Raw genomic sequence first — 13,467 nt, forward strand, 5'->3', positions numbered from 1 at the left:
TGCGAAACGAAATGCGAGCTTTAGGGTGCCGGCCATGACCTCCCGCCTGACCGGCCTGCTGGCCCCCTTCGCCCTGATTGCCCCCCTTGCCCTGCCGCCCGTAACCGCCCTGGCGCGCGAGCCGGTGGCATTGAATGCCACCGTATCCGCCGCCGATCCGCGCGCGGCGGCAGCGGGGCAGGAAATATTGCGCAAGGGCGGCACCGCCACCGACGCGGCGATCGCGATGATGCTGGCGCTGAACGTGGTCGAGCCGCATAATAGCGGCATCGGCGGCGGCGGCTTCCTGATGCATCATGACGGCGCGAGCGGCGTGCTGGAATCGATCGACGGGCGCGAGACCGCGCCGGCCGCTGCCCGGCCCGACCGCTTCATGGGCGCCGACGGCAAGCCCCTGCCCTTCGTCCAGGCCTGGCCGGGCGGCTATTCGGTCGGCGTGCCGGGCAATCTGCGCATGGCGTGGGAAGCCCACAAGAAATGGGGCAAGCTGCCCTGGGCCGACCTGTTCCAGCCCGCGATCCGGCTGGCCGACGATGGCTTCCAGTTGGGCGAGCGCACCGCCACGGCGCTGAAGGCGTTGCAGAATATCTGGGCCGATTTCCCCGAGATCCGCAGCTATTACTGGATCGACGGGCAGTTGCCGGCGGTCGGCACGACGCTGAAGAACCCGCCGCTCGCCGCCCTGTTCAAGCGGATCGCGGCGGAAGGGCCGGACGCCTTCTATCTGGGCGAGAATGCGCAGGCGATCGCCAAGGCGGTCACCACTGCGCCGCGGAACCCGGTGCCGATGACGACCGACGATCTGGCCAATTACCAGGTCAAGGACCGCAAGCCGGTATGCGGCCATTATCGCGCCTATACGGTATGCGGCATGGGGCCGGCGTCGGCCGGCGGCATCACCGTGCTGCAGGTGCTGGGCATGGTCGAGCGTTTCCCGCTGGCGCAGTGGGGCAAGGATGACCCGCGCTCCTGGCACGTCATCGGCGAAGCGATGCAACTGGCCTATGCCGACCGCGACACCTGGCTGGGCGACCCCGAGTTCGTCCATGTACCGATCGCCGGGCTGATCGATCCCGCTTACCTCAAGCAGCGGTCGGGCGAGATCCGGCTGAACAAGGCGCTCAACTCCTATAAGCCCGGTCTGCCCGCCGGGGCGCAGCCGCGCACCAGCGCCCTGCCCCAGCCGGAAAGCGGCACCAGCCATTTCGTCGCGGTGGACCGCAATGGCGACATCGCGGCCTGGACATCGACGATCGAGAGCTTCTTCGGCAGCCAGCTGGTCGCCAATGGCGTGGTGCTGAACAATGAGCTGACCGATTTCAGCTTCACGCCCGAGAAGAATGGCGCGCCGGTCGCCAATCGGGTGGAGCCGGGCAAGCGGCCGCTGTCGTCCATGTCGCCGACCATCGTCTATGACGCAAAGGGCATGCCGATCTTCACCGTCGGCGCGGCCGGCGGCAAGACCATCATCATGCAGGTCGCCAAGGCGCTGATCGCCCATTTCGACTGGGGCCTGTCGGCGCAGGATTCGATCGCGCTGGGCCTGGAATTCTTCAATGGTGATGGACTGGTGCTGGAACAGGGCACGTCGCTGGAGGCGATGAAGGCGCCGCTGGAGAAACTGGGCCACCGCGTCACCATCTCGCGCCTGGGCCTCAAGGCCAATGCGGCCGAGCGGACCGCCGACGGCCACTGGATCGGCGCCGCCGACCCGCGCAGCCCCGGCGTGTCGCTGCAGGAATAAGGCAGGCGATCATGGCGAGCGCAGCGTCGCGCTCGCCATGATCGCGTCAGGCGCCCTTCTTGAGGTCGAGCCCGGCGACGTTGAATTCGAACGGGAAGCGCTGATCCTTGGGGCCGACGGCGAGGTCAACCTTCAGGCTCTTCGCCTTGGCGATCGCCTCATAGGCATTTTGCGAAGGCATGATCTCGATCCCGTCCTTCGCCTCGGTCATGCGGCCCTTCCAGCGATGGGCCTTGCCATCATCGGTCTTCGCATCGACCGCGCAGTCGGACAGGTCGCACTGGAAGGGCGCGCCGACCAGCTTCACCGTCACCGTCTTTTCGCCATTGGACATGGGCTGGACCATCAGCACCGAGAAGGTGTCGGCGGCGGTCATGGTCTGCACGCTGTTGGCGCTGCCGATATAGGCGACCTTCTGGCTGGCGCCGGCGGTTTCATATTTCCAGACCTGGCCGATCTGATCGCGCTGGGTCGGTTCCTTCTTGTCCCCGCCCGAACAGGCGGCCAACAGGCCGAGCATGGCGAGGGGCATGATATGGCGCATTGTCGCATTCTCCTTGTCAGGCAAGAACGCGGGGATGCGCGGGAGTTTCCGTCAGGCGTAGCGGGCAGCGGTCTCGCGGATCAGGGCGATCATGTTGGGAATGCCCTGGGTGCGGTTGGAGCTGAGCTGGTTCTTGAGGTCGAAGGGAGCCAGCGCGCCCTCGATATCGGTCGCGCCAATCTGTGCTGGGGCGCGGTCCTGCACGGTCAGCAGCACCAGCGCGATGATCCCCTTGGTGATGGCGGCATTGCTGTCGGCGAGAAAATGGAGCCGGCCATCGTCGAGCACCGTGGGATAGACCCAGACCGCCGCCGAACAGCCCCGCACCAGCGTCATATCGGTCTTGAGCGCGTCGGGCATATCCTCCAGCCCCCGGCCCAGATCGATCAACAGGCGATAGCGATCATCGGCGTCGAGAAATTCATATTCTTCCTGGAGGTCGGCCAGAACGGGCATCGGGGCGGGCTGATCGGTCATGCCGCCCATATAGGGGGAAAAGCGGTGCGGGAAAGCCGCTTTTCCCCGCCGGCGGATCAGAGATCGACGCCGGCGGCGATGGCTTCGAGCTTGCGGATGCGTTCCTTGAGGTCGGCGACCTCGATACGGGCGGCGGCCGAGGGCGGCGCGGCTTCCTCGCTGCGGCGGCTCAATTCCGCCCGCTTGAGGTCGAGCCAGCCGTTCCAGCCGCGCAGCGACGCGAAGGCGACGATGGTGAGGCCGGCGAGGCCGGCGGTGGCCATGGTGAGGTAGAAGAGGGGATCCTGCATGATGTCCTCCCTGTGTCCTTTGCCGCGATCAGTCGCGGTCCTTGAGCTTCTCGAATTCGCGCTCCAGCGCGGTCGAACTGTCGGTGGCGAGCCGTTCCAGCACGGCGACCCGGTCCTTGAGTGCCTTCACTTCGGCGCGGAGACGTTCAGCCTCCGGATCGGGACCGCGCTGGATGAATTCCTCACCCTTGTGGCGGCGGACGACGCCATATTTGGCGCGGACGACGCTGGCGACGGCGGTAATCCCGACGATGGCGACGACCATTTGAAACGGATCCATATTGTCCTCCCTTGGGCGTGCGGGGCGATCAGTTCGCCGGACCGCGCAGCCGCTCGATTTCGCGATTGAGCTGATGGCTTTCGTCGGTGACGATCCGCTCGACCACGGCGAGCCGGTCCTTCATCGAGCCGATTTCGGCGCGCAGCTGCGCATTTTCCTGGCTGATCAGCTTGATGCGCTCGACCATTTCCTCATTCTTCTGCGGATAGACCGCCTTGCCCCAGCTATTTTCCAGCGGGTAGCCGTGCCGGATGCGAAGCCAGGTGGTAAAAACCCAACCCGCGACACCCAGCGATCCGACGATGACCGCAGCAGGCGCAAGAACTTCAACTGGAACCATGATCTTTACTCCCCTTGCCTGGTCAGCGTCAGCGCAGCGCGTCGATATCGCGCGCGGTCCGGGCGGCGGGATCGGTGGCGATCCGTTCGAGGACTGCGATGCGTTCTTCGAGGCGGCTGATGCGGCCAGTCAGCTTTTCGTTTTCACTTGAAAGAAGGTCGATTTTTCGACCGGCGTCGGGATCTGTTCGATGAACGGTGCCCGTCCATTCATTTTCAACCGGATAACCATGGCGGGCACGGACCCAGGTGGTGAACATCCAGCCCAGCGTCGACATGGCGATGATGGCCAGAACGAAGGTCGGTCCTGCGAAATTCATGGCCTTAACTCCCCGTTATTGCTGCCCTGTCCTGGCTATGCTTCAGCGCAGGCTGTCGATCTCGTCGGCGAGGCGCGTGTTGCGGCTGGTATAATAGACCTCGATGTCGGCGAGGCGGCGGTCGATATCGCGGAACTTGGAGCGGACGTCGCGGGTGGAGCGCGCCGGGTTGGTGCGGACGCCCTGCCAGAATTTCTCGTCGTCCCGATCCGAATAAAGGCCCTGGGGCTTGGCATCGGCGAAATAGGCGGCGGCGAAATAGGCGATCAGCGTCCAGGGGAAGGCGCCCATGAGGGTCACCAGCACCGCGCCGACCCGAACCCAGACCACGTCGATCCCGGTATAGTCGGCGATGCCGGAGCACACGCCCATCCACTTGCCATTCTGCTTGTCGAGATAGAATTTGGTGCGGCGGGCGCTCATGTCAGTTCCTCCGGTCGAAGTCGTAATTATCGTCCTGTGCCGGACGTTGCGGGCGGAAGTCGGGATTGTCGGCTGCGACGATCCGTTCGACCGTCTGCAGCCTGTCTTCGAGACGGCGGGCGAGCAGGTGGAGTTCATCCAGCAGCCGCTCATCCTCGTCGGTGATCTTGGGCGCCTGCTTCCACTTGGTGACATAGTGGAAGATCAGCCAGGGCATGCCGATGAACAGCATGCCGACCACGGCGATGGGGACCAGTACGTCTTCCATCGGATCAGGCTCCCTTGTTCATGCTGGCCTTGAGCGCGGCGAGATCGGCATCGACCTTGTCGGCCGACTTCAGCTCCGCGATTTCCTCTTCCAGCGTCTTGGGCTGCGCGCCCAGACCCATGGCATCGGCGCGGCCTTCGGCCATGTCGACGCGGCGTTCGAGCATGTCGAAGCGGGCAAAGGCTTCGTTGACCTTCTCGCCGGCATAGGCTTCACGCACCCGCAGGCGGTTCTGCGCGCTTTCCATGCGGCTGACCAGGCTGTTCTGGCGGGCACGCGCCTCGCGCAGCTTGCCCTGCAGCTTGGCGATGTCCTCTTCCGACGCCTTCAGCGCCTCGTCCAGCACCTCGATCTCGTGGGAGAGATGCTCGGCCATGTCGGCGGCCTTCTGGCGTTCGACGAGCGCGGCCTTGGCGAGATCCTCACGATCCTTGCTGAGAGCGAGCTGCGCCTTTTCGGTCCAGCCATCCTGCAAAGCCTGCAGCTTGCCGATGTGGCGACGCATTTCCTTCTGGTCGGCGATCGTGCGGGCGGCGGACGCGCGCACCTCGACCAGCGTCTCCTCCATTTCGAGGATGATCATGCGGATCATCTTCGCCGGGTCTTCGGCCTTGTCGAGCAGGTCGGTGACATTGGCGGCGATGATGTCTCGGGTGCGGGAGAAAATACCCATTTTAACGGTGCTCCTGGTCTTCTCTTCAAGGGGGCCGGGGCGGACGAGAGGGGGCATTTCCGCCCCGGCCTGGGTCGTGCGGCCTTACGCCAGATAGCGCAGGGTCGCGGGGGTATCCTGGGTCGCGAGGACCGGGGCTTCGCTGGCGCGGGCCGGGCCGACCGCCGAAAGGATCATGGTCGATCCGAACAGGACGGCGGCAATGGCGACCGACATCAGCTGACCGATTTCGCGAACGCTGTTGCTGTTCTTTTCCATCTTCAACACTCCTTGAACCTGGCCTTCTAAAGGTGCCGCCTGTCTGTGCAGCGGCTTCGTTCCTAACATTGCAGAGCCCGTGCCAATTTTCGAAAAGCGCAGAAAACAGCCGTTTTTTGATGATTTGGCACGGCTGCGCAAAGATTTCACTTGCTGAAAGTTGGGAAATTTCCCCATATTTTGGCGCATGGAGAAAAATACCCAGTTTGTCGGCCAGTCGCTGGCCTTTCTTGACGCCGTCGAACTGGCCGGGCGGGCCGCCGAACTCAATCGCCCGGTGCTGGTGATCGGCGAACGCGGCACCGGCAAGGAGCTGATTGCCGAGCGCCTGCATCATCTGTCGCCACGCTGGGGCGAGCCGCTGATCGTGATGAACTGTGCCGCCCTGCCCGAGACGCTGATCGAGGCGGAATTGTTCGGCCATGAGCAGGGCGCCTTCACCGGCGCGACCAAGGCGCGGCCGGGCCGGTTCGAGGAGGCCGATGGCGGCACCCTGTTCCTGGACGAACTGGGCACATTGTCGATGGCGGCGCAGGAGCGGCTGCTGCGGGTGATCGAATATGGCGAAGTGACGCGGATCGGATCGTCGCGGCCGGTGATGGTCGATGTCCGCATCGTTGCCGCCACCAACGAGGATCTGCCCGCCGCCGCCGATGCCGGGCGCTTCCGCCCCGATCTGCTCGACCGGCTGAGCTTCGAGGTCATCACCCTGCCGCCGCTGCGCGCGCGCGAAGGCGACATAACGGTATTGGCCGACCATTTCGGCCGGCGCATGGCAGCGGAACTCAACTGGCCGCAATGGCCGGGTTTCTCCGCCGCCTGCGCGGCCGAACTGGAAGGCCATGGCTGGCCGGGCAATGTGCGCGAACTGCGCAATGTGGTGGAGCGGGCAGTCTATCGCTGGCCCGAGCCGGGGCGGCCGATCTCGTCCATTGTGTTCGACCCCTTCGCCTCGCCCTGGAAACCACGCCCGTTGATGCCGGGGACTGCGGCAGTTTCACCGGAAAGCGCGGCGCCGGCACCTGCGGCTGCATCGGTGATGAACGGCCATGGCGATGTCACCGATCTCAAATCGGCGGTCGATGCGCATGAGGCGGCGATCGTGCGGGCGGCGCTGGAGCGGTTCCGCTATAATCAGCGCGCCACCGCCAAGGGGCTGGGCCTAACCTATGACCAGCTGCGCCATTGCATGAAGAAACATGGGCTGAGCGCGGGATAGGGCGGCACGGGGCCGCCCTACCGGACAGGTTCAGCGGGTCGGGACGGGTTCCGGACCCGAATAATCATAGAAGCCCCTGCCGGTCTTGCGGCCATACCAGCCGGCCTCGACATATTTGACCAGCAGCGGCGCCGGACGATATTTGGGATCGCCGGTGGTGGTGAGGAAGACGTTGAGGATTTCGAGCGCGGTGTCGAGGCCGACGAAATCGAGCAGGGTCAGCGGCCCCATCGGATGGTTGAGGCCAAGCTTGCAGCCCTGGTCGATGTCGGTGACGCTGCCGACGCCCTCACCCAGCACGAACACCGCCTCGTTCAGCATCGGCAGCAGGATGCGGTTCACGACGAAGCCGGGCGCATCGAAGGCATGGACCGTGGTCTTGCCGATCTTCGCGGCGAAACCCTCGACCGCGGCGACCGTTTCGGGCGACGTGGCAAGGCCGCGAATGACCTCGACCAGCACCATCACCGGCACCGGATTGAAGAAATGGACGCCGACGAAGCGGCTGGCATCGGGCGCGGCCTGGGCCAGGCGGGTGATCGGGATGGACGAGGTGTTGGTGGCGAGGATGGCGCCGGGCGCCAGGATCTTGCCGACATTGGTGAAGATGGTGCGCTTGACCTCTTCCCGCTCGGTCGCGGCCTCGATCACCAGTTGAGCGCCGGCGAGCGGCGCGATCTCGCCGACCGGGGTGATGCGGGCGAGCGCGGCATCGGCGTCGGCCTGGCTGATCTTTTCCTTTTCGACCGCGCGGGCCAGCAGCTTGGCGATGCCGGCCTTGCCCTTTTCGGCGCGGGGCAGGTCGATGTCGGACAGGATCACGTCATAACCGGCCTGGGCGGCGACCTGGGCAATGCCCGCCCCCATCTGGCCGGCGCCGATCACGCCCACGGTCTTGATGTCGGTCATGTCCCATTCTCCTCACCAAATGTTCGTTCCAGTCACCCCTACCGACAAGTAAGGCCGCGCGCCAAGCCCCTTCGCGGGCGGCGAACGGGCCATCGCGACGGATGGATGGTTCGCCCGCGCTATTTTCCGCCTTTGCGCGAACCGCACGCCATGCTTAATAGCCGCCCATGCCCCTTGCCGATCCCCTGCCAGCGCCCGCATCCGGACGGTTCATCGCCGCCGTGCATCATTTCCCGCTGCGCATCTATTTCGAGGATACGGACCTGTCGGGGCTGGTCTATCACGCCAATTATCTGCGCTATATGGAGCGCGCCCGGTCCGACATGCTGCGCATCGCCGGCATCGACCAGCGCGCCAATCATGAAGGCGGCGAAGGCGTCTATGCCGTCACCGACCTGAAACTCGCCTATCGCCGCCCCGCCCGGCTGGACGATGACCTGATGGTCGTCAGCCAGGTGATGGAGGTGCGCGCCGCCAGCTGCGTCATTCAGCAAAGAGTCATGCGCGGCGAGGACATATTGACCGACGGCGTCATCACCGTCGCCTATCTGACACCCCAGGGACGACCGCAGCGCCAGCCGCGCCCCTGGATCGAGATTTTCAGCCGTTTGATGCGAGGGGAAGACATCCACCCATGAACCTGTCCATGCCTGACGTCGGCGCCGCCGTTGGCGCCGCTGCCGACGCCGCCACCATTTCGCCGCTCGCCCTGTTCCTGCAGGCCGACATCGTCGTGAAGGGGGTGATGCTGGGCCTGTTGCTGGCCAGCATCTGGACCTGGGCGATCATCATCGGCTTCAGCTTCACCCTGCGCAAGGCGAGCAAGCAGAGCCGCGCGTTCGAGGCGGATTTCTGGAAGGCGGACGATATCGACCGCTTCTATGAAGCCCGCGGCAAGGCCGAATTCCCGGCCGCCAAGGTGATGGCCGCCGGCGTCACCGAATGGCGCCGCTCCACCGCGCAGAAGGTGATCGACCGCGACGGCACGCGCGACCGGCTGGCGACCAGCATGTCGAGCACGATCGCGGCCGAGGTCGACCGGCTGTCGGACCGGCTGAACATCCTGGCGACGGTCGGTTCGGTTGCCCCCTTCGTCGGCCTGTTCGGCACCGTGTGGGGCATCATGCGCGCCTTCACCTCAATCGCCGCGGCGCAGAACAGCTCGCTCGCCGTCGTCGCGCCGGGCATTGCCGAGGCCTTGTTCGCGACCGCGATCGGCCTGTTCGCCGCCATCCCGGCGGTGATCGCCTACAACCGGTTCAGCCATGGCATCAACCGGATGGAATCGCGCCTCAACCGCTTTGCCGATGGCTTCTACGCGACCTTGAGCCGCGAGCTTGAGGCCCAACGCTGATGGCGATGTCTGGTCCTCCATCCGGTCGGCGCGGGCGCAATCGCGCGCCGATGGCAGACATCAACGTGACGCCGCTGGTCGACGTCATGCTGGTGCTGCTGATCATCTTCATGGTGACCGCGCCGCTGCTGGTGACCGGCGTGCCGGTGAACCTGCCCGAGACGCGCGCCAAGGGGCTGGACCAGGATGCCAAGCCGACCGTGGTGTCGATCGATCGCGACGGCGCCATCTATGTCGACGAGGATGTGGTCAGCGACGCCGACCTGCCCGACCGGCTGGCCGAGATCGTGTCGGCCAATGCCGGCAAGCCCGACGCGCCGCAGATCTTCCTGCGAGCGGACACGGCGCTGGATTATGGCCGGGTGATGCGGGTGATGGGCGAGCTCAACCGGGCCGGCCTCAACAAGGTGGCGCTGGTCAGCACCGGCGGGCAGGACGGCGCCGACGATGTCAGCGCAGGTTCAGAATAGGGGCCATAGGTCAAACCGATGGAACGCGCGGAAAAAATCGGCCTTGGCGTTGCGACGGCAGGACATGTCCTGCTGTTCGGCCTGCTGTCGGCCGGGTTCCTGGCGACGCCCAATCCGCTGAAGCTGAACAGCCCGCCGATGGATGTCAGCCTGGTGGACGAAGTGGCGCTGCAATCGACCGCGCCGCGCATCTCGACCGAGCCGCCACCGCCCAGCGTCGCGCCTGAGAAGGGCCCGACCGAGGACGCTGCGCCCGCTGCCCAGCCCGAGCCGGCCCCCGTGCCCGAGCCGACCCCGGCGCCGCCCAAACCAAAGCCGGTCCCGCCCAAGGAAGTCGCGAAACCCGCGCCGCCCAAGCCGAAACCAACACCGCCGAAGAAGGAAACGCCCAAGGCGGCGCCCAAGCCCAAGCCGGCGCCCGAAAAGCCGGCGGAAAAGCCCAAGACGAAGCCGGCACCGGAGAAGCCCAAGGCAGCGGCCGCCGCGCCGGCCAAGGCCAGCGCCAAGCCCGCGCCCAAGGCCGCCAAGCCGGCCGCAGCATCGGGATCGGGCAAGGCCGCAGCCAAGCCGAAGGGATCGCTGCTGGGCAATGATTTCCTCAAAGGCATCGACACCAGCGCCGACGCGCCGCGCAAGCCGGCCGCCGCGCCGCAGGCCGCCGCCATGGGGCCGCAGCAGAAGGCGGCGCTCGACGCCGAAATCCGCCGGCAGCTCAAGCCCAACTGGCGCCCGCCGTCAGGCGCGGATGCCGACCAGCTGGTGACCCTGCTGGAAGTGCGGCTGGACAAGAATGGCGCGGTGATCGGTACGCCCGAAGTGATCGACCAGTTGGGCGTCACCGCCAGCAACCGGCCCCAGGCCAAGCTGCACGCGGAGCGCGCGATCCAGGCGGTGAAGCTCGCTTCGCCCTTCCGCAATTTGCCGCCCGAATATTATGAACAATGGAAATGGCTGCGGCCACTCCGCTTTGACGCGAGGCTGAACCGATGACGACGACCCTGCTCCGCCGCCTGGCCGCGGCGACCGCCGCCCTGCTCGCCTTCACCGCCATGCCCGCGCTGGCGCAGCTGTCGGTCGACGTGACCGGCGATATCGACAGCAATTTGAAGATCGCGGTGCCCGCGCTGCCGGCGCAGCAGGATGTCGCGACCCCGGCCGGCACCGCCAATGAACTGGGCCGCAAGATCGCCGAGGTGATCGCCACCGACCTTAAGGGATCGGGCCTGTTCGATCCGTCCGGCCCGGCCGGCATGCCCGCGCTCGCTTTCCCGGAAGTGACCAACCCCGTCTATGACAAATGGGGTGCCTATCAGGCGCTGGTGCAGGGCTTTGTCCGCACCACCGGCGGCGAAGCGGACATCACCGTGGGCTGCTACCTTTATGACGTGGCGCTGAAGCAGGAACTGACGCGCCAGGGCTATGTCGTCGCCCCGCGCGACTGGCGCCGCGCCGCGCACAAATGCGCCGACGCCATTTATGCCCGGCTGTCGGGCGAGAGCCCCTTCTTCGACAGCCGCATCGCCTATATCGCCGAAAGCGGCCCCAAGGATAACCGCGTCAAGCGCCTCGCCATCATGGATTCCGACGGCGCCAACCACCGCTTCATCACCAATGGTCAGTCGATCGCCCTCACCCCGCGCTTCTCGCCCGATTACAAGTCGATCGTCTATGTGAGCTATCTGGGCAGCCGGGTGCGCATCTATGTCTATGACATCGGCACCGGGCAGCAGCGGCTGGTGACCGAAAGCAACAACACGACCTTCGCGCCGCGCTGGTCGCCCGATGGCCGCAACATCCTGTTCTCGATGGCGGTGTCGGGCAATACCGATATCTATCGCGTGTCCGCCCAGGGCGGCGCGCCGGTGCGCCTCACCAATTCGCCGGGCATCGATGTCGGCGGTTCCTATTCGCCCGATGGCCGCCAGATCGTGTTCGAAAGCGACCGGTCGGGCGGGCAGCAAATCTATGTGATGAATGCCGACGGGTCGAACCAGCGCCGCATCAGCCATGGCGGCGGCCGCTATGCGACGCCCGAATGGAGCCCGCGCGGCGACCTCATTGCCTTCACCAAGCTGTCGGGCGATTTCAAGATCGCGGTGATGACGCCGAGCGGCGACAATGAGCGCATCCTGACCAATGGCTGGCAGGACGAGCAGCCGACCTGGTCGCCCAATGGCCGCGTGCTGCAATTCTTCCGCACCACGCCGGGTCGCCAGGGCAGCAGCCAGGTGTGGCAGGTCGACCTGACCGGCGTGAACGAACGGCGCATCCCGACGCCGCTCAGCGGCTCCGACCCAGCCTGGGGTCCGTTGCTGCCATAAGTTTTCCACAGCTTTTCGACGCGATAGGGAACCCTATCGTCTTGACAGCGTAACGATTTTTACCAACCATGCTGTTGCCCGTCCGGATGGCAGAATGGCGATATCCTTAGGAGACCCCGATGAAGATCACCCGGCCCCTGCTCATGGCAACCGCCGTCCTGGCCCTCGCCGCCTGCTCGAAGAAGCCGCCGGCCGAACTGCCGCCGGCGCCGGGTGGCAGCGACACGACCCAGACGGGCGGTCCGATCGGCCAGACCGGCCCGGTCAAGGGCAGCCAGGAAGATTTCGTCGCGTCGGTGTCGTCCGACCGCATCTTCTTTGGCCTCGACCAATATGATGTCGATGCCGAGGATCAGGCGACGCTGCAAAGCCAGGCCGCTTGGCTGCAGCAGAACCCCAATGTCCGCATCACCATCGAAGGCCATGCCGACGAACGCGGCACCCGCGATTACAATATCGCGCTGGGCGACCGTCGCGCCAATGCGGCCAAAAATTATCTCGCTTCGCTGGGCATTTCGCCCAGCCGCATCAACACCGTGAGCTATGGCAAGGAACGGCCGGCGGCTCTGGGTTCGGACGAGGCAAGCTGGGCGCAGAACCGCCGCGCAGTGACCGTTACCGTCCAATATTGATCCCCGTCGGGTCGCGACTGACGGCTATGGGCCCGCCGATTTCGATCGGCGGGCCCTTATGTTTTTGGGCCGGCCACGATCTTCACTCCGTCATTGCGAAATTCGTTTCCGATATGTGGGACGACCCTATATATGGGACGAAAACAGGAAGCGAAAAAACATATGCAAGATGGCGAAGAGAAGCAGGAACAGGGCGTTAAGGGCACGCAGACGCTGATGCGCGCGCTCGATATCATGGACGAGGTGATCGACGGGCCGATCCGTGCCGCCGATCTGGCCCGCAAGCTGGGCATGAGCAAGACCACCGCGCACCGGCTGGTGCAGGCACTGAAATCGCGCGACTATCTGGCGGTGACGCGCAACGGCTTCGCGCTCGGCCCCAAGCTGTTGCAGCTGGGCGTGCTGGCGACCGAGCAGATCGACTATGTCCGTGTCGCCCGCCCGTTCATGGAATTGCTGTCGGAAAAGACCGGCTTCTGCGTGTTCGTGGGCAAGCGCGAGGGCGACTGGTCGCGCCATCTGGACCGGGTAACCGGCAACCAGCGGCTGCGCGTCGCGACCGCGCCGGGCGATCGCCGCCCGGTCGCCGAAACGGGCCTGGGCAAGGCGCTGCTGCTGGACGAGGATGAGGCGACCTGGGAACGGCTCTATGTCGAGGCCAAGGGTGGCGAGGCCAGCCGCAAGCATATCGACGCCTATATTGCCGAGATGCGGGTCCACAAGGCGCGCGGCGAAGTGCTGCACGACAGCGAACTGGGCGATGGCGTGCGGTCGATCGCGGTGCCGGTGCGCGATGCCAAGGGGCAGATCTGCGTCGCCATCTCGATCGCGAGCGCGGCCCATTATCTGACCGACGATGTCCGCCCGGCGCTGGCCGAGCAAGTGATGAAGTCGGCCGAACAGATCAGCGCCGCGGTGGGCTTCAGCGGCCAGCGCTGAATTTCCC

At 65.5% G+C, this 13,467-nt stretch carries 20 protein-coding genes; 9 read left to right on the plus strand and 11 right to left on the minus strand.

Annotation, left to right across the window (positions count from 1 at the left end; all coding sequences use genetic code 11):
• Positions 1 to 34: 34 nt before the first annotated feature.
• Positions 35 to 1,744 (plus strand): gamma-glutamyltransferase, encoded by a 1,710-nt coding sequence (gene ggt / locus AC13EK_RS14715; RefSeq protein WP_069338810.1) that lies wholly within the window; start codon positions 35 to 37, stop codon positions 1,742 to 1,744.
• Positions 1,745 to 1,790: 46 nt separating this feature from the next.
• On the opposite strand, the gene AC13EK_RS14720 is transcribed toward ggt, so the two are convergent.
• The 10 genes from AC13EK_RS14720 to AC13EK_RS14765 all read right to left on the minus strand — a co-directional run bounded on the left by AC13EK_RS14720 (position 1,791) and on the right by AC13EK_RS14765 (position 5,616).
• Entirely contained in the window at positions 1,791 to 2,288 is a 498-nt protein-coding gene (locus tag AC13EK_RS14720; RefSeq protein ID WP_037519418.1) for a hypothetical protein, read from the minus strand.
• A gap of 51 nt (positions 2,289 to 2,339) precedes the next feature.
• Positions 2,340 to 2,774 carry a SufE family protein gene (locus AC13EK_RS14725; protein WP_010339236.1) on the minus strand — a complete coding sequence of 145 codons (435 nt, stop codon included), beginning with the start codon at positions 2,772 to 2,774 and terminating at the stop codon, positions 2,340 to 2,342.
• A 47-nt stretch (positions 2,775 to 2,821) separates the two neighbouring features.
• Positions 2,822 to 3,055, minus strand: coding sequence for a hypothetical protein (locus tag AC13EK_RS14730; protein WP_010339237.1), 234 nt, complete (start codon positions 3,053 to 3,055; stop codon positions 2,822 to 2,824).
• A gap of 28 nt (positions 3,056 to 3,083) precedes the next feature.
• Positions 3,084 to 3,335: a hypothetical protein gene (locus AC13EK_RS14735; RefSeq protein WP_037519415.1), complete on the minus strand. Its 252-nt coding sequence runs from the start codon at positions 3,333 to 3,335 to the stop codon at positions 3,084 to 3,086.
• Positions 3,336 to 3,363: 28 nt separating this feature from the next.
• Positions 3,364 to 3,675 (minus strand): hypothetical protein, encoded by a 312-nt coding sequence (locus AC13EK_RS14740; protein ID WP_017500990.1) that lies wholly within the window; start codon positions 3,673 to 3,675, stop codon positions 3,364 to 3,366.
• A 28-nt stretch (positions 3,676 to 3,703) separates the two neighbouring features.
• Entirely contained in the window at positions 3,704 to 3,994 is a 291-nt protein-coding gene (locus AC13EK_RS14745) for a hypothetical protein (RefSeq protein ID WP_004209379.1), read from the minus strand.
• A 42-nt stretch (positions 3,995 to 4,036) separates the two neighbouring features.
• Complete coding sequence (gene pspC / locus AC13EK_RS14750; protein WP_004209378.1) at positions 4,037 to 4,417, minus strand: envelope stress response membrane protein PspC; 381 nt, start codon at positions 4,415 to 4,417, stop codon at positions 4,037 to 4,039.
• A gap of 1 nt (position 4,418) precedes the next feature.
• Positions 4,419 to 4,685, minus strand: a complete 267-nt coding sequence (pspB, locus tag AC13EK_RS14755) for an envelope stress response membrane protein PspB (RefSeq protein ID WP_017500988.1) — start codon at positions 4,683 to 4,685, stop codon at positions 4,419 to 4,421.
• 4 nt (positions 4,686 to 4,689) lie between these two features.
• A complete protein-coding gene (pspA, locus tag AC13EK_RS14760; protein ID WP_004209375.1) occupies positions 4,690 to 5,358 on the minus strand; it encodes a phage shock protein PspA in 669 nt (222 codons plus the stop codon).
• Positions 5,359 to 5,442: 84 nt separating this feature from the next.
• Positions 5,443 to 5,616 carry a hypothetical protein gene (locus AC13EK_RS14765; protein WP_007708701.1) on the minus strand — a complete coding sequence of 58 codons (174 nt, stop codon included), beginning with the start codon at positions 5,614 to 5,616 and terminating at the stop codon, positions 5,443 to 5,445.
• Positions 5,617 to 5,803: 187 nt separating this feature from the next.
• On the opposite strand from AC13EK_RS14765, the gene pspF reads away from it, so the two are divergent.
• The gene (pspF, locus tag AC13EK_RS14770; RefSeq protein WP_069338809.1) at positions 5,804 to 6,835 is read left to right on the plus strand and encodes a phage shock protein operon transcriptional activator; all 1,032 of its coding nucleotides are present in this window, start codon (positions 5,804 to 5,806) and stop codon (positions 6,833 to 6,835) included.
• 30 nt (positions 6,836 to 6,865) lie between these two features.
• On the opposite strand, the gene AC13EK_RS14775 is transcribed toward pspF, so the two are convergent.
• Positions 6,866 to 7,744: a 3-hydroxybutyryl-CoA dehydrogenase gene (locus tag AC13EK_RS14775; protein ID WP_069338808.1), complete on the minus strand. Its 879-nt coding sequence runs from the start codon at positions 7,742 to 7,744 to the stop codon at positions 6,866 to 6,868.
• 167 nt (positions 7,745 to 7,911) lie between these two features.
• On the opposite strand from AC13EK_RS14775, the gene AC13EK_RS14780 reads away from it, so the two are divergent.
• From AC13EK_RS14780 to AC13EK_RS14810, 7 genes are all read left to right on the plus strand, one after another.
• Positions 7,912 to 8,382 carry a YbgC/FadM family acyl-CoA thioesterase gene (locus tag AC13EK_RS14780; protein WP_004209371.1) on the plus strand — a complete coding sequence of 157 codons (471 nt, stop codon included), beginning with the start codon at positions 7,912 to 7,914 and terminating at the stop codon, positions 8,380 to 8,382.
• Positions 8,379 to 9,098, plus strand: coding sequence for a protein TolQ (tolQ, locus tag AC13EK_RS14785; RefSeq protein WP_004209370.1), 720 nt, complete (start codon positions 8,379 to 8,381; stop codon positions 9,096 to 9,098). The genes AC13EK_RS14780 and tolQ overlap by 4 nt, the downstream gene beginning before the upstream one ends.
• Positions 9,098 to 9,568, plus strand: coding sequence for a protein TolR (gene tolR, locus AC13EK_RS14790; protein WP_004209369.1), 471 nt, complete (start codon positions 9,098 to 9,100; stop codon positions 9,566 to 9,568). Before tolQ ends, tolR begins: the two co-directional genes overlap by 1 nt.
• A gap of 18 nt (positions 9,569 to 9,586) precedes the next feature.
• Positions 9,587 to 10,558 (plus strand): energy transducer TonB, encoded by a 972-nt coding sequence (locus AC13EK_RS14795; protein ID WP_069338807.1) that lies wholly within the window; start codon positions 9,587 to 9,589, stop codon positions 10,556 to 10,558.
• Positions 10,555 to 11,889, plus strand: a complete 1,335-nt coding sequence (gene tolB, locus AC13EK_RS14800) for a Tol-Pal system beta propeller repeat protein TolB (RefSeq protein ID WP_037519409.1) — start codon at positions 10,555 to 10,557, stop codon at positions 11,887 to 11,889. Before AC13EK_RS14795 ends, tolB begins: the two co-directional genes overlap by 4 nt.
• A 119-nt stretch (positions 11,890 to 12,008) precedes the next feature.
• On the plus strand, positions 12,009 to 12,521 hold the full coding sequence (pal, locus tag AC13EK_RS14805) for a peptidoglycan-associated lipoprotein Pal (protein WP_069338806.1): 513 nt from the start codon (positions 12,009 to 12,011) through the stop codon (positions 12,519 to 12,521).
• Positions 12,522 to 12,683: 162 nt separating this feature from the next.
• Positions 12,684 to 13,460, plus strand: coding sequence for an IclR family transcriptional regulator (locus AC13EK_RS14810; RefSeq protein WP_069338805.1), 777 nt, complete (start codon positions 12,684 to 12,686; stop codon positions 13,458 to 13,460).
• Positions 13,461 to 13,467: the final 7 nt, after the last annotated feature.

The organism is Sphingobium sp. L-44, from assembly GCF_056859495.1.